Source organism: Streptomyces sp. NPDC059852, from assembly GCF_042731455.1.
Taxonomy (GTDB): Bacteria; Actinomycetota; Actinomycetes; order Streptomycetales; family Streptomycetaceae; genus Streptomyces.
The window spans coordinates 71,357-88,617 of the sequence record NZ_JBHWJK010000019.1; the positions used below are offsets into that span (position 1 = coordinate 71,357).

21 protein-coding genes are annotated in these 17,261 nt (G+C 72.0%); 17 read left to right on the forward strand and 4 right to left on the reverse strand.

The genetic code is table 11. The features are described 5' to 3' along the window. Positions 1-37: 37 nt before the first annotated feature. On the reverse strand, positions 38-553 hold the full coding sequence (locus ACFV46_RS23500) for a SigE family RNA polymerase sigma factor (protein ID WP_385499539.1): 516 nt from the start codon (positions 551-553) through the stop codon (positions 38-40). 127 nt (positions 554-680) lie between these two features. Here ACFV46_RS23500 and ACFV46_RS23505 point away from each other — a divergent pair, with 127 nt between their 5' ends. Further along, positions 681-1,106: a hypothetical protein gene (locus ACFV46_RS23505; RefSeq protein ID WP_385499540.1), complete on the forward strand. Its 426-nt coding sequence runs from the start codon at positions 681-683 to the stop codon at positions 1,104-1,106. Between the two features lie 7 nt (positions 1,107-1,113). On the opposite strand, the gene ACFV46_RS23510 is transcribed toward ACFV46_RS23505, so the two are convergent. After that, positions 1,114-2,817 carry a chitinase gene (locus tag ACFV46_RS23510; RefSeq protein ID WP_385499541.1) on the reverse strand — a complete coding sequence of 568 codons (1,704 nt, stop codon included), beginning with the start codon at positions 2,815-2,817 and terminating at the stop codon, positions 1,114-1,116. 279 nt (positions 2,818-3,096) lie between these two features. Here ACFV46_RS23510 and ACFV46_RS23515 point away from each other — a divergent pair, with 279 nt between their 5' ends. The 13 genes from ACFV46_RS23515 (at position 3,097) to ACFV46_RS23575 (ending at position 12,827) form a co-directional block, all read left to right on the forward strand. After that, complete coding sequence (locus ACFV46_RS23515) at positions 3,097-3,906, forward strand: hypothetical protein (protein WP_361926828.1); 810 nt, start codon at positions 3,097-3,099, stop codon at positions 3,904-3,906. A 74-nt stretch (positions 3,907-3,980) separates the two neighbouring features. Next, the gene (cpaB, locus tag ACFV46_RS23520; RefSeq protein WP_385499542.1) at positions 3,981-4,688 is read left to right on the forward strand and encodes a Flp pilus assembly protein CpaB; all 708 of its coding nucleotides are present in this window, start codon (positions 3,981-3,983) and stop codon (positions 4,686-4,688) included. 9 nt (positions 4,689-4,697) lie between these two features. Next, positions 4,698-5,981, forward strand: a complete 1,284-nt coding sequence (locus ACFV46_RS23525; protein WP_385499543.1) for a CpaE family protein — start codon at positions 4,698-4,700, stop codon at positions 5,979-5,981. A gap of 47 nt (positions 5,982-6,028) precedes the next feature. Continuing rightward, a complete protein-coding gene (locus ACFV46_RS23530) occupies positions 6,029-6,355 on the forward strand; it encodes a pilus assembly protein (RefSeq protein ID WP_376729625.1) in 327 nt (108 codons plus the stop codon). A gap of 1 nt (position 6,356) precedes the next feature. Then, positions 6,357-6,707 carry a TadE/TadG family type IV pilus assembly protein gene (locus tag ACFV46_RS23535; protein ID WP_361926413.1) on the forward strand — a complete coding sequence of 117 codons (351 nt, stop codon included), beginning with the start codon at positions 6,357-6,359 and terminating at the stop codon, positions 6,705-6,707. A gap of 13 nt (positions 6,708-6,720) precedes the next feature. Then, positions 6,721-8,058: a CpaF family protein gene (locus ACFV46_RS23540; protein WP_385499545.1), complete on the forward strand. Its 1,338-nt coding sequence runs from the start codon at positions 6,721-6,723 to the stop codon at positions 8,056-8,058. 10 nt (positions 8,059-8,068) lie between these two features. Further along, complete coding sequence (locus ACFV46_RS23545; RefSeq protein WP_361926409.1) at positions 8,069-9,016, forward strand: type II secretion system F family protein; 948 nt, start codon at positions 8,069-8,071, stop codon at positions 9,014-9,016. An 11-nt stretch (positions 9,017-9,027) separates the two neighbouring features. Continuing rightward, on the forward strand, positions 9,028-9,921 hold the full coding sequence (locus ACFV46_RS23550; protein ID WP_361926406.1) for a DUF5936 domain-containing protein: 894 nt from the start codon (positions 9,028-9,030) through the stop codon (positions 9,919-9,921). A gap of 10 nt (positions 9,922-9,931) precedes the next feature. After that, a complete protein-coding gene (locus tag ACFV46_RS23555) occupies positions 9,932-10,645 on the forward strand; it encodes a LuxR C-terminal-related transcriptional regulator (RefSeq protein ID WP_385499546.1) in 714 nt (237 codons plus the stop codon). Between the two features lie 133 nt (positions 10,646-10,778). Next, positions 10,779-10,973: a Flp family type IVb pilin gene (locus ACFV46_RS23560; protein ID WP_055621778.1), complete on the forward strand. Its 195-nt coding sequence runs from the start codon at positions 10,779-10,781 to the stop codon at positions 10,971-10,973. Beyond that, the gene (locus tag ACFV46_RS23565; protein WP_385499547.1) at positions 10,970-11,599 is read left to right on the forward strand and encodes a pilus assembly protein TadG-related protein; all 630 of its coding nucleotides are present in this window, start codon (positions 10,970-10,972) and stop codon (positions 11,597-11,599) included. Before ACFV46_RS23560 ends, ACFV46_RS23565 begins: the two co-directional genes overlap by 4 nt. 15 nt (positions 11,600-11,614) lie before the next feature. Then, positions 11,615-12,199 (forward strand): hypothetical protein, encoded by a 585-nt coding sequence (locus ACFV46_RS23570; RefSeq protein WP_385499548.1) that lies wholly within the window; start codon positions 11,615-11,617, stop codon positions 12,197-12,199. Between the two features lie 7 nt (positions 12,200-12,206). Further along, complete coding sequence (locus tag ACFV46_RS23575; protein WP_361926392.1) at positions 12,207-12,827, forward strand: OmpA family protein; 621 nt, start codon at positions 12,207-12,209, stop codon at positions 12,825-12,827. Here the strand turns inward: ACFV46_RS23575 and ACFV46_RS23580 are convergent, their stop codons facing one another. Further along, entirely contained in the window at positions 12,828-13,193 is a 366-nt protein-coding gene (locus tag ACFV46_RS23580; protein WP_361926390.1) for a DUF192 domain-containing protein, read from the reverse strand. It abuts the gene before it with no gap. A gap of 68 nt (positions 13,194-13,261) precedes the next feature. Here ACFV46_RS23580 and ACFV46_RS23585 point away from each other — a divergent pair, with 68 nt between their 5' ends. Beyond that, positions 13,262-14,140 carry an LLM class flavin-dependent oxidoreductase gene (locus ACFV46_RS23585; protein ID WP_361926387.1) on the forward strand — a complete coding sequence of 293 codons (879 nt, stop codon included), beginning with the start codon at positions 13,262-13,264 and terminating at the stop codon, positions 14,138-14,140. A 15-nt stretch (positions 14,141-14,155) separates the two neighbouring features. On the opposite strand, the gene ACFV46_RS23590 is transcribed toward ACFV46_RS23585, so the two are convergent. Beyond that, on the reverse strand, positions 14,156-14,671 hold the full coding sequence (locus ACFV46_RS23590) for a DinB family protein (protein ID WP_376729611.1): 516 nt from the start codon (positions 14,669-14,671) through the stop codon (positions 14,156-14,158). Positions 14,672-14,721: 50 nt separating this feature from the next. Here ACFV46_RS23590 and ACFV46_RS23595 point away from each other — a divergent pair, with 50 nt between their 5' ends. Next, positions 14,722-15,522 (forward strand): methyltransferase domain-containing protein, encoded by an 801-nt coding sequence (locus tag ACFV46_RS23595; RefSeq protein WP_385499550.1) that lies wholly within the window; start codon positions 14,722-14,724, stop codon positions 15,520-15,522. Positions 15,523-16,202: 680 nt separating this feature from the next. Further along, the gene (locus ACFV46_RS23600; RefSeq protein ID WP_361926380.1) at positions 16,203-16,976 is read left to right on the forward strand and encodes an isoprenyl transferase; all 774 of its coding nucleotides are present in this window, start codon (positions 16,203-16,205) and stop codon (positions 16,974-16,976) included. Positions 16,977-17,261: the final 285 nt, after the last annotated feature.

Consider the following 17,261-nt stretch of genomic DNA (forward strand, 5'->3'; position numbering starts at 1 on the left):
GGATCCACCGTTTCTCGGAGAAGGGTGAGGGTCGGGCTCAGCGGGCGGCGTACTCGCCGAGTTCCTCGCCGAGGAGCTCGCGCAGCCGGCCCAGCGCCCGGGTGCACCGGGTGCGCACGGCGGCCGAGCTGGCGTTCATGACATCGGCGGTCTCCTCGACCGAGCGGTCCTCCCAGTAGCGCAGCACGACGACCGCCCGGTCCTTGGCGGGCAGCCGGGCGAGCGCCTGGAGCAGGGTCAGGCGCAGCGGAAGGTCGCCGTGGCCGCCGTCGGAGGAGGCCCGGTCGGGGAGCGTGTCCGTGGCCCGCTCGGTGCTGCTGCGCCGGCGCTGGTGGGCGAGGAAGAGGCGGGTGAGGACGGTCTGCGCGTAGCCGGCCGGGTTGTCCACCCTTGAGATCCGGCCCCAGCGGACGTAGATCCGGCCGAGGGCCTCCTGCACCAGGTCCTCGGCGAGATGGGTGTCCCCGGCCGTCAGCAGACAGGCCGAGCGGTACAGATGCCCGGCCCTGGCCGCCGCGAACCGCGCGTACTCGTCGGCGCGCGGCTGTCTCATACGTCCCCCTGTTGGCTGTGCGGTGAGGCCCTCACCTCACTGATGCGGTGGGGCGGGGAGAATGTTTCACCGCAGCACCCGGAATTTTCCGGAGCATCCCGCGAGGACGAGGACCAGGACGCCCCCGATGAGCGAGCAGCCACCCGCACCCGGCCCGGGCTTCGGCCCGCCCCCGCCGCAGTACGCGCCCCATCAGGCGCCCGCGCCACCGCCGCACGCCCCCGCGCAGCCGGGGTACGGGCCGGTCCCGCCGCAGCCGCAGCAGCAGGCGGCGGGGCCGGAGTTCCTGGCCGTCGACAAGCGCAACGCGGTCGTCGTGGACGCCTCCGGTGTGGTCTTCGAGATGTACGGCCTGTCCGTCGAGTTCCGCTGGCCGGAGATCCGCAGCGTCCACTACAAGGCGAGCCCGAACGGCAAGGCGCTGATGGTGGCCGTGGTCCACCAGGACGGCCGGTTCTACGAGTGCGTGGTGGAGGCCAAGCCCCGGGCCAGGCTGCAGGAGTGGTTCCCGCAGCTGGCCTGGGTGCTCGGCCACTACCGTCCGGCGGGGTGAGACCTCCCTACGGCAGGGCGTGGACGTGCGGGCCCACCGCGTTGGACCAGGCGTTGCCCGCGGTGGCGTCCCAGTTGGTCGACCAGGTCATCGCGCCCCGCAGGTCCGGGTAGGTCCGGGAGGGCTTGAACGCGCCGCAGTTGGTGCCCTTGGCGAGGCAGTCCAGCGCGTTGTTGACGACCGTCGGCGACACGTACCCGCTGCCCGCGCCCCGGGTGGAGGCCGGGAGGCCGAGACCGACCTGGGAGGGGGCCAGGCCGCCTTCGAGCTGGATGCAGGCGAGGGCGGTCAGGAAGTCCACCGAGCCCTGGCTGTAGACCTTGCCGTCGCAGCCCAGCATCGAACCGCTGTTGTAGTACTGCATGTTGACGACGGTGAGGATGTCCTTGATGTTCAGCGCCGTCTGGAAGTACGTGTTCGACGTCGACTGCATGTCGATGGTCTGCGGCGCCATCGTGATGATCAGCGAGGAGCCCGCCTTCGCCGACAGGGACCGCAGGGCCTGCGTCATGTAGGTGGCGTTCAGGCCGTTCTCCAGGTCGATGTCGACGCCGTCGAAGCCGTACTCCTGCATCAGCGCGTACACCGAGTTCGCGAAGTTCGCCGCCGAGGCGGAGTCGTTCACGGCGACCGTGCCGCGCTCGCCGCCGACCGAGACGATGACCTTCTTCCCGGCGGCCTGCTTGGCCCGGACGTCGGCCTTGAACTGGTCGACGGTGTAGCCGCCGAGCCCTGCCGAGTCCAGGTTGAAGGTGACGGCGCCCGGCGTCCCGGTCGCGTCGGCGAAGGCCACGGCGATGATGTCGTACTGGGACGGCACGTCGGCCAGCTTCTGCACGGTCGCGCCGTTGTTGAAGTTCTGCCAGTAGCCGGTCACCGCGTGCTTGGGCAGGGAGGGCCCGGTCGGGGTCGCCGTGGTCGTCCCCGTCACGGCCGCCGACTTCGCCGACTCACCGGCCGCGTTGGTGGCGGTGACCTGGAAGGAGTACGACGTGGAGGCCGCGAGGCCGGTGACCGTCGCCGAGGTGCCGCCGACCGCCGTCACCTTGGTGCCGTTGCGGTACACGTTGTAGCCGGTGGCGCCGGAGACCGTGTTCCAGGCCAGCGAGACGGAGGACGAGGTGCGGCCCGAGACGCTGAGCCCGCCCGGGACGCCGGGGACCGTCGGAGCGGGGTCGGTGCCCCCGCCGCCGTCCGGCCCGAAGACGGAGAGGTCGTCGGCGAAGTAGGCCGCCTGGCCGTACCAGCCGTGGGTGTAGACCGTCACCGAGCTGGTGGAGCCGCCCGTGGTGAAGGTCGTCGAGAGCTGCTTCCAGGACGCCGAGTCCGGGGTGCAGGTGGACACGTCGGTGGTGCCGGTGCCCGTGACGCCCAGGTAGGTGTAACCGCCCTGGACCCACGCGCTGAGCGTGTAGGTGGAGTTGGGCTTCACCGCCACGGTCTGCGAGCACCGGGCGTTGTCCTGCCCGGCCGGTGTCGCCTTGAGCGCGCTCGCGCCGCCGTGCACGGGTGAGGAGACCGTCGTGCCGCTACCCGCGGTACAGGTCCAGTTGCCGAGGCCGGACTCGAAGCCGGCGTTCTTCGCGTTGTTGACGTCCGCCGCGGACGCCTGGCCCGCGCCCAGGAACGTCAGGGAGAGGGCGGAGGCCACGGCCGCCGCCCAGAGGCGCGCCGGCCGTCCGGGGAGACCCCGGGATCTGTTTATGAACATGCCAAAACACGTTGGTCCAGACCAATCCAACTGTCAAGAGGTTCCGGTCATGGAGAGTTCGTGTGCGCGACCTGCCCCGTTTTGACGGGAGTTGGGGGTGGACAGTTATCTCCCGGCTGCGGAAACGCTGTTCTCCGGTCATCGAGCCGTGGATACAGTGCAGGGACAGTCACGCAACGAAGTCGTCCCGGTGCACCGGAGTGACACGGGAGCGCCGGGGCCGGGCGGGGAGACGGGGAGCGACGCGTGCCAACTGCCATTGCCGTGACCAGTGCCGACATGGCACTGCCGGCGCAGGACGAGCGGACCGTGCCCGCCGTGGTGCTCCCGGACCTAGAACGGGAGCCGCTGGAGCGGTCGCTGACGCATCTGCAGTCCCTGACCGACCAGCACGGCCATGTGATCGTGGTCTGCTCCCAGGCCGTCTCCCGGCGCGCCCGGCAGCGGCTGCACACCGTACGGTCCCTCCTGGAGAGCGACCGCATCGCCGTCTTCGAACCCGCGCTGCCCCCGCTCGCGCTCGCCGTCCTCGCCCGCCAGCTGCGGCAGCTCGCCTCCTGCGACCTCAGCCCCGGCATCCTCGCCTCGGCCGGCCGGCTCCTCACCCACTATCTGCACGCGGGCGCGCTCCTCGGCTCCGTCGCCAGGCTCGACCGCGTCCCCGTCGACCTCGGCTCGCACGCCCGGTCCTGGATGCCCGGCAGCCAGTTCGGCGTCCTCGCCCACCCGTCGCCCCAGCTGGTCCGCGCCGCCCCCGGAGTCACCCTGCCCGGACCGGAGTTCGGCACCTCCATGCTGGTCGCCCAGGGACAGCTCCAGTCCGACTGGGTCGCCGGCACGCTGGCCCCGTCCTGGCGCGCGCAGGGCCTGCGCGAGGTGGCGCTGCCCGCCGAGTCCGTCCCGTGGTGGGGGACGGCCAAGCTCATCGAGTTCTGCGCCTTCCTGCCCGGCCTGCCGGTGCTCTACCAGCTCGTCGGCTCCGTCCGGCGCAGCTCCTGCCACTGGTGCGGCATCGACCTCATCGGCGACCGCTGCGTCTTCTGCTCCGCCACCCCGCCCGCCCACGAGCAGCCCGCCCGCGCAGGCTGACCGGACCAGGACCCGGCCCCGGCCGGACCCACCGACCGCCCCCGACCGATTCCCCCAATGAGGTTGCACGGTTCATGAACTCCCGTCAGCGCCGCGGCGTGATACTCCTGCTCCTGTCCGTCCTGTGCGCCCTCGGCGCCTTCGCCGGCGTGCTGTCCGTCATCAGCGACGTGAAGTCCAAGGTCGGGCCGGAGGTCACCGCCTACCGGCTCACCCGTGACGTGGCGCCCTACACCCCGCTCGGCGCGGCCCAGTTCGAGAAGATCGAGATGCCCGAGCGCTGGCTGTCGCCCAATGCCGTCACCGACCTGAGCGACATCCGCGGCAAGATCGCCGTCACCACGCTCAAGGAGGGCTCCCTCCTCCAGAGCGACATGATCGTCGACCAGCCCGCCCTGAAGCCGGACGAGCAGGAACTCGCCATCATGATCGACGCGGCGACGGGCGTCGCCGGGAAGATCACTCCCGGCTCCATGGTCAACGTGTACGCCACCTTCAAGGGCGAACGCGACGGCGCCCCCGACCAGTCCAAGCTGATCGTGGCCAACGCCCGCGTCATCGACGTCGGCGACCTGACCTCGCTGGAACCCGACCGCGACGACCGGGGCCGCCGCACCGTCGAGGCCGTCCCCATCACGTTCGCGCTCAAGACCGTGGACGCCCAGCGCATCACCTACGCCGAGTCGTTCGCCGACGAGGTGCGGCTCGCGCTGGTGGCGCCCGGTGCCGCCTCCGACGTCGCCCCGTCGGACCGCACGTACGAACTCGCCAAGGACAAGTGAGAGGCCCCCATGCCCACGAGGATCCTCCCGGCCGTCGGCGACGCGGACGCGGTCCGTTCCCTCACCACCCTGCTCAGCCAGCTCCCCGACGCCGAGCCGGTCGCCCCCGTCACCGACTCCACCCAGCTCGTCGACACCCTCGCCCGCCTCGCCGCCGAGTCCGTCGACGAACTGCCCGAGGTCGTCGTCGTCCACGAACGCATCGGCCCCGTCCCGGCCCTGGAGCTGATCCGCGAGGTCGCCCTGCGCTTCCCGGCCGTCGGCGTCGTCCTCGTCACCTCCGACACGAGCCCCGGCCTCTTCCAGGCGGCCATGGACCACGGAGCCCGCGGCCTGGTCGCGCTGCCCCTGCACTACGAGGAACTCGCCAGCCGCGTCGACGCCGTCGCCCAGTGGTCGGTGGGCGTACGGCGGCACCTGGGCGCCGGACCCGACGTGTTCGGCGGAGCCGGCGGCACCGTCGTCACGGTCAGCGGCGCCAAGGGCGGCGTCGGCGCGACCCTGACCGCCATCCAGCTCGCCCTCGCCGCACAGGCGTCGGGGCGCAGCACCGCCCTGCTCGACATGGACCTCCAGACCGGCGACATCGCCTCCTACCTGGACATCCAGTTCCGCCGCTCGGTCGCCGACCTCGCCGCCATCACGGACATCTCGCCCCGCGTCCTCGCCGACGCGGTGTTCCGGCACGACACCGGGGTCGCCCTGCTCCTCGCCCCCGGCGACGGGGAGCGCGGCGAGGAGGTCACCGACACGGCCGCCCGGCACATCGTCGGCGCGCTGCGCTCCCGCTACGAGGTGGTCGTCGTCGACTGCGGCGCCCAGCTCAGCGGCGCGAGCGCGGCCGCCGTGGAGACGGCCGACGCCGCCCTCCTCGTCACCACCCCCGACGTCGTCGCGGTGCGCGGCGCCAAGCGCGCCGTCCGGATGTGGGACCGCCTGCAGATCCGCAAGGCCGAGGAGACCACGATCGTCGTCAACCGGCACACCCGGTACGCGGAGATCCAGCCCGCCCTGATCCAGCGCATCACCGGCACCGCGGTCGCCGCCACCGCCGTCCCCGCCAACTACAAGGAACTGCAGGGCGCCGTCGACGCCGGCCGGGTGCACGAACTGGACGCCAAGTCGACCGTGAAACAGGCCCTGTGGGCCCTCGCCGGTGAACTGGGCCTGGTCGCCGGCACCGAGAGCGCCGCCCCCCGGCGGGGCGGACGGGCCAGGGGCGGGGAGCGGGCCGTCCGGAGCGGAGAGCGGCCCGCGGTGACGTTCCGGCGGCGCAGGGAGATAGGGCGGTGAGGCGGCGGCGGGGAGACCGCGGGCAGGTCGCGATCGAGTTCCTCGGGATGACACCGCTGATCCTGCTGACGCTGGTGCTTCTGTGGCAGTGCGTCCTGGTCGGATACACGTACACGCTCGCCGGGCACGCCGCCGACGAGGCGGCCCGGGCGGGGACGGCCGCGGACCCGGGGGCCCGGCTCGCCGCATGCCAGGAGGCGGGCCTCGAGGATCTACCGGGTGCCTGGACCGGCGACGTGGAGTGCGGCACCGGCGGAGGGCTGGTCACCGCCGACGTGCACCTCGAGGTGCCCGTCCTCTTCCCCGGCTCCATCGGGTTCCCGTTCACGGTCGACGGCCACGCCGGGGCCGTCGAGGAGGAGGGGAGGGACTGACATGGCGTACGGGAGGAAGCACCGCGACCGCGGCCAGGTGGCCCTGGAGTACCTCGGGTTCGTCCCCCTGCTGATCCTCGTCGCCCTGGCCGGCATCCAGCTCGGCCTGATCGCCTACGCCGCCCAGCAGGCCGGCACCGCGGCACGGGCCGGCGCGCGCGCCGCCTCCCTGGACGAGAGCGCGCAGGCGGCCTGCGCCGCCGCGGTCAGCGAATGGCTGGAGGTCAGCTGCCCGCCCGTCATGGGCGGCGACGAGGTCTCCGTCACCGCGACGGTGCAGATCCCGTCGATCGTCCCCGGCTGGGACTTCGACCCCGCCGAGAAGACCGCGATCATGCCGCTCGACCACTGAACGAGGAACCCCCATGAGCCTGAGGTCACGCATCACCACCCCCGAGGAGAAGGGCGGCCGGGGCGAGGACGGACACCTCGTCGCCACCTACCGCGCCAAGCTCCTTCAGGAGATCGACCTCGCGGAGATGAGCTCGCTGGCCGCGGCCGAGCGCCGGGCCCGCCTGGAGCGGGTGCTCGGCCACATCATCAGCCGCGAGGGCCCGGTGCTGTCCACGTCCGAGCGCGCCCAGCTGATCCGCCGGGTCGTCGACGAGGCGCTCGGCCTCGGCATCCTCGAACCGCTCCTGGAGGACGCGTCGATCACCGAGATCATGGTGAACGGCCCCGACGCGATCTTCGTCGAACGCGCGGGCCGCGTCGAGCAGCTGCCGCTGCGCTTCGCCTCCCACGACCAGCTGATGCAGACCATCGAGCGGATCGTCTCCACCGTGAACCGCCGGGTCGACGAGTCCAACCCGATGGTGGACGCCCGGCTGCCGTCCGGCGAGCGCGTCAACGTCATCATCCCGCCGCTCTCCCTCAGCGGGGCCACCCTCACCATCCGCCGCTTCCCGCGCTCCTTCACCCTGCACGAGATGACGGGCCTCGGCTCCCTCGACGAACCCATGGTGTTCCTGCTCGCCGGACTCGTGCAGGCCAAGTTCAACGTCATCGTCTCCGGCGCCACCGGCACCGGGAAGACCACCCTGCTGAACGCCCTGTCCGGCCTGATCCCGTCCTCCGAGCGCATCATCACCATCGAGGACTCCGCCGAACTCCAGCTCCAGCAGGCCCATGTGATCCGCCTGGAGTCCCGCCCGCCGAACGTCGAGGGCAAGGGGCAGGTCACCATCCGCGACCTGGTCCGCAACTCCCTGCGGATGCGCCCCGACCGGATCGTCGTCGGCGAGGTGCGCGGCGGCGAGTCCCTCGACATGCTCCAGGCCATGTCGACCGGCCACGACGGCTCGCTGGCCACCGTGCACGCCAACAGCGCCGAGGACGCCCTGATGCGGCTGAAGACCCTCGCGTCCATGTCCGAGGTCGCGGTCCCCTTCGAGGCGCTGCACGACCAGATCAACAGCGCCGTCGACGTGATCATCCAGCTGACCCGGTTCCCGGACGGCGCCCGCCGCATCACCGAGATCGCCGTCCTGGACAGCCACGGGGCGGAGCCGTACCGGCTGGTGACGGTGGCCCGGTTCAACGCCCAGCCCATGACCCCGGACGGCCGCGTCCACGGCGCCTTCGCCTGCCACCCGCTCCCACGCCGCACCGCCGACCGGCTCTACATGGCGAACCAGCCGATCCCGCAGGCGTTCGGCGTCGCCGCGTCCCCGCTCGAGCTCGCCACCCGAGAGGCCAGGTAGGACCCCGCCCATGGACCTGCAGACCCGCATCACGCTCACCACCGGCATCGCGCTGCTGACCTGCGTCCTGGCCGTCCTGGGCGTCCAGGCGTACGCCGCGGGCCGGGCCCGCCGGCAGGCCCTGGTCGAACGCCTGTCCGCGACCGGACAGCTCACCGGCGCGGGCGGACGCCGCCGCCGGTTCCCCGGCCTGGACCGCCGGCTGCGCCGCACCCGCCTGGGCCGGCGTCTGGAGCTGCGGCTGGCCGCCACCGGCCTGGACGTCACCCCCGGCGAGTTCTTCGTGGCCATGCTGGCCGTGGTGGCCGGCCTCTGGCTCGTCGGGCAGGCGGCCCTCGCCCCCTTCTTCGGGCCGATCGCCGGTCTGCTCGGCGTGTGGGCCGCCGTCCAGTTCCTCAACTGGCAGCGGCAGAAACGCATCGAGCGGTTCATCAACCAGCTCCCCGAACTCGCCCGCATCCTGGCCAACGCCGCACACGCCGGCCTCGCCCTGCGCACCGCGATCGGCCTCGCCGCGGAGGAGCTGGAGGCCCCGGCCGGGGAGGAGCTCGCCAAGGTTTCCCACCAACTCGCCCTCGGCGCCTCCATGGACGACGCGCTCGGCGAACTCGCCGAACGCCTCCCCTCCCGCGAACTCGTCGTCCTGGTCACCACGCTGGTCCTGTCCAACCGGGCCGGCGGCCAGGTCGTCAGCGCCCTGCGGAACCTCACCGAGACGCTGGAGGAACGCAAGGAGACCCGGCGCGAGGTCCGCACCCAGCTCTCCCAGGTCAGCATGACGTCGTACGCCGTCCCCGTGCTGGGCGTCGGATCGCTGTTCCTGATGAACGGCGTGAAGGACGGCGCCCTCGACCGCATGACCGGCAGCCCGCTCGGCCAGGCCGCCGTCCTCGTCGCGTTCGGGCTGTACGCGCTCGGCTTCCTGCTGATCCGCCGCCTCTCACGGATCGACGTCTGAGGGGGCTGGACATGGGAATCGGACTCCTCCTCGCCACCGCCATGGCCCTCGCCGTCGCGGGCGTCTTCGCCGGCGTCCGCATGTACCGCGCGGAGACGAAACTGCCGGCCGACCTGGCGCTCGCACTGGAGGTCGGCGCCACCCGCACCGGCGCCGTGGACTCCGTCGTCGACCGCATGGGCATGCGCTACGCCCCGGCCGTACTGCGCCTCATGGGCCCCAAGCTGGTCGCCCGGTACCGCCGCAGGATCGACCTCGCGGGCAACCCCGGCGGCCTGACCATCGACCGCTACGCGGCCCGGCGCGCCGTGTACGGCTTCCTCGGCGCGGTCGGCTTCCTCGTCTTCCTGCTGCGCGGACAAGTGCTGGTCGCTCTGCTCCTGCTCGCGTTCGGCGCCTTCTGGACGGAGGTCGGCATCTGGTCGGCCATCCGGATCAGGAAGGACGAGATCGAACGCACCCTGCCCGACTTCCTGGACGTCCTCGCCGTCGTGGTCAGCGCCGGCCTCGGCTTCCGCCAGGCCCTCGACCGCGTCGCCGGCCGGTACGAGGGGCCCTGGGCCGACGAACTGCGCATCACCCTGCGCCAGATGGACCTCGGCATGAGCCGGCGCCAGGCCTTCGCGGAACTGCGCCGCCGCAACGACTCCGAGCAGGTGGCGATGTTCGTGACCGCGCTCCAGCAGGGCGAGGAGCTGGGCGCGCCGATCGTCGACACCCTGGTCGCCCTCGCCAAGGACATGCGCCGCACCGACGCGCAGAACGCCCGCCGCAAGGCGGCCCGCGCGGTGCCCAGGGCCACGCTGATGATCACCACCTTCATGGTCCCGGCGACGTTGATCCTGCTGGGCGCGGGCCTGCTGCTCGGGTCCGGCACGGACTTCGGGACGCTGACGGGCGAGTAGGGGGAGGCACATGACCGGCATTCCGGCGCAGGAGGCGCTGCGGATCGTGGTGGCGGACGACGACCCCGCGGCGCGGGCCCGCCTGACCGCCCTGCTGTCCGGCCACACCGGCCTGCGGATCGTGGCGGAGGCGGCCGACGGCCACGAGGCCCAGGAGGCGGCCTGCCGTCACCGCCCCGACGCGACGTTGCTGGACGCGCGCCTGCCGGGCGTGGACGTGGCACGACTGACGCCTCTGGCACCGGTGTTGGTGCTGACGTACGCGGACGAACCGGAGACGGCCCGCGAGGCGCTGCGGCGGGGCGCTCGCGGCTACCTGCTGTACGGCGAGTTCACGGCGGACGAACTGGTCGCGGCCGTACGGGAGGTGAAGCGGGGCAGGGCCCCACTGACACCTTCGGTCGCCGCGTTGCTCGCGCGAGCAAACACCGAAGGCGCCGTGCGGGCAGGGAGTTTTCCGGAACCGCTTTCGCAAGTGCAACCATCTGTGGCACAGTCGTCGTACCGGTCACGGTTCCGATTGAGCAGGAGGGAGGCGGAGATCATGGACCTCATCGCGTCGGGCATGAACAACCAGCAGATCGCCGCCACCTGTTTCATCACCGAAAAGACGGTCAAGAACCACATCAACCGCATCTTCGCCAAACTTCACAGCACCAACCGGGCGGAGGCCGCAGCCAAGTGGCGTGGTACGACGCCCGGTTCACCGTCAGGACGGAGCTGAGGGGCGATGACGCGACGACTGTTTTCGGTCATGGCGCGGAATTGGGCCCAAGGGCCCTCTGGCATTCCGGCCGTTCCCGCCTACGTTTCTCCCCAGAGCGCTCAACGATCGCCGTACACCGGAGGGGACCCCCATGAGCAACTGGATCAACGCGACCGCCGCGTACCTGCGCTCCCGCACCGCACGGGACGACAGGGGACAGACGGCGGTGGAGTACCTGGGCATCATCGCGGTGGTGGTGGCGATCGTGCTGGCGATCACGGGGACGGACATCGGGCAGACCATTTACGACGCCATCGTGGAGCAGATCGACGAGCTCACGGGATGAGGCGGCGCCGCACGCCGGGCGACTCAGGGCAGGCCTTCCCCGTCTACATCACGGTGGTGGGGGGCCTGCTCTTTCTCGCGTTCGCCTATCTCGCCGTCGGGCAGGCCGGTGTGAATCGCAACGGCGCGCAGACGGCGGCAGACGCGGCGGCGCTGGCGGCGGCCCAGGAGACGCGTGACCAACTTGCGGGGGACTGGCTGTCGGCCATCGACGATCCGGACAAATGGCTCGACATCCTCGAAGGCGACAGCGCGGTGCTCGACGGCTGTTTTCGCGCGTATGAGCTGGCCGAGCAGAATCGCGCCGACGTGGACGCCTGCGGCCCCTCGGGGCCGCTGGGCTACAAGGTCGACGTGACCGCCCAGGAGTCCGTGGGCGAGTCCGTCGTACCCGGGACCGAGAACTTCCACTCGACCGCGTCGGCCATAGCGGTGATCGAACCGCGCTGCTCGTTCGACCTCCCCGGCGAGGAGGGCGACGACGGTGACGAGAACGAGCCGCTTCCGCTGCCGCGGCTCGACTGCGGTGACACGGACTGGGACCCGGACCCGGACGACCCGACCACTCTTCCGGAACCCGAGGACCTGTTCGACGTCCACCTGGCCGACGGAACGAACGACGAGTGACGAAGGAAGCAGGGCATGAGCATGCGGTTCTCTACGAAGGCCGGTCGGGGGATGGTCGCGATGACCGTTGCGGCCGGACTGACACTCGGTGCGGTGGGCTGCGGAGGAGGCGGTGACGACGACGGCAAGAAGCCTCGTAGCCCCGCATCGGCCTCCAAGGACCCCAGTGGCTCCAAGCCGAGCACGCAGGAGGGAACCGACGAACTCCTCGCCGAACTCAAGGGCGAGGACGGACTGATCCTCAGGATCACCTCGGTCCAACGGGACTCGGGCGGATTCGTCACCGTGAGCGGTGAGCTGAAGAACGACGGCGACAAACCGGCCCGCCTCTCGGCGCGCACATCGGGTGACGAGACGGAGATCGTCCGGCACGGGACGTCGTTCGGCGGAGCCACACTCGTCGACTCCGGGAGCAAGAAGCGCTACTACGTCCTGCGGGACACCGACGGGCGCCCCCTGACCACGACCGGCGTGCCGCGCATCAAGGCCGGCGACTCCGTACCTGTGTTCATGCAGTTCCCGGCCCCGCCGGCCAGCACCGGCGAGGTGAGCCTCCAGCTCCCCACCTTCGCCTCCGCCACCATCCAGATCTCCGGATGAGCCGCCCATGACCCGCCTCCCCCTCACCCTGACCGCGGTCGGCGTCATGATCGCCGCGAATCTCCTGACCGTCACGACCGCCGAGGCCGACGACGACCCCGTCGTGCCGCCCGGCACCGAGGCGTCCGCCGCCGCGCCCGTGGAGGTCGACGCAAACGACCCGGATCTCAAGCTGCCCGAGGGCGCCACCCTCGCCGCCGCCAAGGTGCTGGACATCAAGCAGGTCGTCGAGGACCAGGCCGGCGAGGAGCGCCGCGAGGACACCAACGCCGACGTGAAGTTCGCGCTCCAGGCCGAGGTGCTGTTCCCCAAGGACAGCGCGAAACTCACCGGCGAGGCGAAGGCCCGTATCGCCGCCATCGCCGAGGAGATCGGCAAGCAGAACGCCACCCGCATCCGCGTCTTCGGCTTCACCGACAACCTGGGCTCCGCGGCCCACGGCGACGTCCTGTCCCGCAAGCGCGCCAACGCCGTGCAGGGCGTCCTGGAGGCCGAGCTGGACGACTCCACGATCACCTACGAGGTGCGCGGCTACGGCGAGCAGTACCCCATCTCCTCCAACGCCACCGAGACCGGCCGCAAGAAGAACCGCAGGGTCGAGGTCTCCTTCCCCCGCACGGGGAGCTGATCAGCCCGCCTCCACACCGACCCGCACCCCCGCCCGCACCCCCCACCCCGCCATCGCCCCCGCCTCCGCCTCCAGGACGTGGCGGGAGCGGAGGCGGGGGAGGCCCAGGCGGCCCGGGGGCATCGTGCGGACGGCGAGGACGCGCAGGTGCCGGTCGAGGTAGGCGACGTCGATCGGCATGCGCATCCGCACCGTGTGCACGCTGCCGGCCGGCGTGAGCAGCATCGCCCCGTCGATCGCGTCCCGCCCCAGCAGCCCCTTCGTCCGGGCCCGGTAGGACGCGGCGATCTCCAGGGGCACCGTCACCTCGCCGTGCTCCCCGTGGACCGTCAGCGTGCCCCGTCCGTCCTGCCATCGCCGAGCCATCGCGGCTCCTCCCGCCCCTCGCGGACATCGCGTTGTCCTGCCCGTGCTACCCGGGTAGGAAAGATCCCATGACCGGACTCGGCGTGGTGTTCCGCCCTCAACTCGCCCCCGAACGGCTGCGCTCCGTCGCCGAGACCGCCGACGGGGCGGGCCTGGAGGAGCTGTGGCTCTGGGAGGACTGCTTCCGGGAGGGAGGTGTCTCCACCGCCGCGGCCGCCCTCGCGTGGACCGAGCGGGTGAAGGTCGGCGTCGGCCTGCTGCCCGTGCCGCTGCGCAACGTCGCGCTCACCGCGATGGAGGCCGCCACCCTGCACCGGATGTTCCCGGGCCGCCCCCTCCTCACCCTCGGACACGGCGTGCAGGACTGGATGGGGCAGGTCGGCGCCCGCGCCGAGTCGCCGGTGACCCTGCTGCGGGAGCATCTCGACGCGCTGCGGGCCCTGTTGCGCGGGGAACGCCTCACCGTCGAGGGACGGTACGTCCGGCTGGACGACGTGGCCCTGGACTGGCCGCCGGACGGGCCGGCACCGGTCCTCGCCGGGGTGACCGGCCCCCGCTCGCTGCGGCTGTCCGGCGCCGCCGCCGACGGGACGCTGCTGACCGCCTCGACCCCGCCCGACGGCGTGCGCGGAGCCCGGCAGCTCATCGACGAGGGGCGGAGCGCGGCCGGGCGCACCGGCGCCGAGCCGCACCCGATCGTCGTCAACCTGCTGGCCGCCACCGGCCCCGACGGCCCCGAGCGCGTACGGACCGAACTGGCCGCCGAGGGCGTCGCGTCCGTGCCCGGCCTCGGAGCCGCCGGAGACGCGGCCACCGTCGCCGCGGCCGTACGGCGGTTCGCCGAGGCCGGGGCGGACACCGTGGTCCTGCAGCCGACCGGCGACGAGCCGGACCCGGAGGGGTTCGTACGGTTCGTCGCCGAGGAGGTCCGCCCGCTGGTCCCCTGATCGGGCGGGCGGGCGTCAGTCGGGCCGGCGCGCGCCCGTCGCCCCGTCGATCAGCTCGCGCACGATGTCCATGTGACCCGCGTGCCGTGCCGTCTCCTCGATCATGTGGACCAGCACCCAGCGCAGGGACATCTCGGCCTCCCGCCAGGCCGGCCTGCCCAGCGCGTCCAGCGGCCGGTCGGCGATCACACGGTCGGCGGCGGCCCGCGCCCGGCCGTAGAAGTCGACGATCTGCCGGGTCGTCTCGCCCTGGTCGGCCCGCATGTCCTCGTCGCTGTAGGGGTCGAACCACAGCGGTTCGGTCTCGCCGCCGAAGCTGTCGACGAACCAGCCGTACTCGACGGAGGCGAGGTGCTTGACCAGGCCCAGCAGGGAGGTGCCCGACGGGGTCATCGGGCGGCGCAGCGCCTCGTCGTCCAGGCCCTCCAGCTTCCACAGGACCGCGTCGCGGTGCCGGTCCAGGCTGTCGCGGAGCACGGCCTTCTCGTCCGCCGTGTACGTCGGGTCCGTCGGTTCCGCAGGGTTCGTCATACGCCGGAAATTATCAGCGGCCACTGACACACCCCTGCCACCATGAGCGCATGGGGCAGCGCAGCAGGTCGTTCGAGGAACTCGTCGCGGAGGGCGCCGCCGTGCCCACCGAGGGCTGGGACTTCTCCTGGTTCGAGGGGCGGGCCACCGAGGAGCGGCCGAGCTGGGGGTACGCCGTGTCGCTGGCCGACCGGCTGGCCGCCGCCACCGCCGCGCTCGATCTGCAGACCGGGGGAGGGGAGGTCCTCGCCTTCGCCCTCGGACGGGCGCCCAAGGCCCCGTTGCTCACCGTCGCCACGGAGGGCTGGCCGCCGAACGTCTCCGAGGCCACCGCGCTGCTCGCTCCGCGCGGGGTCGCGGTCGTCGCCGTACCGGAGGACGCGCCGCTGCCGTTCGCCGACGCGGCCTTCGACCTGGTGTCGAGCCGGCACCCGGTCCGGGCCCCCTGGGCGGAGATCTCCCGGGTGCTGCGCCCCGGGGGCACCTACTTCGCCCAGCACGTCGGCCCGCGCAGCGTCTTCGAGCTGGTCGAGTACTTCCTCGGCCCCCAGCCGGACGAGGTGCGCGACGCCCGGCATCCGGACCGGGAGCGGGCGGAGGCGGAGGCCGCGGGGCTGGAGATCGCCCGACTGCGCGCCGAGACCCTGCGGGTGGAGTTCCACGACATCGCGGCCGTCGTCCACTTCCTGCGCAAGGTGGTGTGGATGGTGCCGGGCTTCACCGTCGAGGCGTACCGCCTCCGGTTGCGTGCCCTGCACGAGCGGATCGAGGCCGGGGGCCCCTTCGTGGCCCACAGCACCCGCCATCTCTTCGTGGCGCGCAAGCCGGGCGGGCCGGGGCCGGACTCCTGAGACGGTCCCTTGCTCCCAAACGGTGCAAATCGCATAACCGAGGGGTTCAGGGGCCTTTCGGCCTCCGCATCCAAGGAACCCTCACCTTTCCCACATCGTTATGGGGACCGGCTCGCTTTCCGTGTGGCTCTCACGTAAGTTCAGACCAAGGCAATTCGCGTAAGCAAAGCTGCGCGGTGGCACCGCGCGGCGGAGGGGGCTGCGCGGTGCCCTGCCCTGCTGCGACCCGCCGCCGCCTCGCCCGCGGTGCGTCAAGCGGACGTTCGCGGCCGGGGTCACCCCTGGGAGGGATGACCCCCCGGACGGCCGAACGGCGCGCACAACCGGCCAAACCCGCCATTACCGGCCATGCGGTCCACATCTTCCCTGGTCAGGGGCGCGCGTCTCGCCGGAATTCCGCCCCGAGGGATCGTTTTCCCTCTCATCCGGCCGTCGCCGGGCGACTCCGGAGCGTAGTTGTCCGGTGCCGATGCACGCAGCATCACTTACGAAGGGTTATGGTGGAAACCCCCCCTCGGGCCGGTCCGTCTCCCCCCCCACGGACCGGCCCGTTTTCTGTCCCGGGACCATCCCCGGGACGCGCCCGCGGTTCCGGGGCCATCCCCCGGGACGCGCCCGCGTCGAACCCCGGTACGCTCCATGCGCGGGGACCGCATCCGTACGGAGGGGCTGACAATCACGTGAACCTGCGCGACAGGCTGCGCGGCCTGCTGGTCAGGCTGTACGCACGCCGGGTGGAAGGCCACCTGGACCACGCTCAGGTGCCCAAGCACATTGGCGTGATCATGGACGGCAACCGGCGCTGGGCCAAGGCAGCGGGCTCCTCCACCGTGCACGGGCACCGGGCCGGCGCCGAGAAGATCGAGGAATTCCTCGGCTGGTGCACCGAGACGGACGTCGAGGTCGTCACCCTCTGGCTGCTGTCGACGGACAACTTCGACCGCCCCCAGGAGGAACTCGTCCCCCTGCTCGGCATCATCGAGGACGTCGTCCGCACGCTCGCCGCCGACGGCCGCTGGCGTGTGCACCACGTCGGCACGCCGGACCTGCTGCCCGGCCCGATGCAGACCACGCTGAAGGAGGCCGAGGAGGCCACCGCCCACGTCGACGGGATACTGGTCAACGTGGCCATCGGATACGGCGGCCGGCAGGAGATCGCCGACGCCGTGCGCTCGATGATCGCCGAGGCGCACGACAAGGGCACCTCCATGGAGGAGCTCGCCGAGTCCGTCAGCGTCGACCTCATCGGCCGTCACCTCTACACCGGCGACCAGCCCGACCCCGACCTCGTCATCCGCACCAGCGGTGAACAGCGGCTGTCCGGTTTCATGCTGTGGCAGACGGCCCACTCGGAGTACTACTTCTGTGAGGTCTTCTGGCCGGCCTTCCGTAAGGTCGACTTCCTGCGTGCCCTGCGTGACTACGCCGCACGGCACCGCCGCTACGGCGGCTGACACCGCACCCCTGCCCCGGCGGGCGGGGGCGGACGTGACGAGGAGTTCACGGGCGTGCCGTCGTACCCGTCGGCATGGCAGCGGGTGTTCGAGGGCATAGACCAAGCAGGTCGACGCCCGAACCACGGGTGTCGGATCTCAGCGGGCGGCGCCGGAGCCGTCCGCCCGGGAGGCCCGTTTGCACCAGCCCTACCGTGCGGTGACGGCACGGAAGAAGCAGTGGAGGGCCGGTTTCCGGCCCGTGCGGGGCGTGCACCGAGGCCGACGACCGGTCCAGCTCCACTC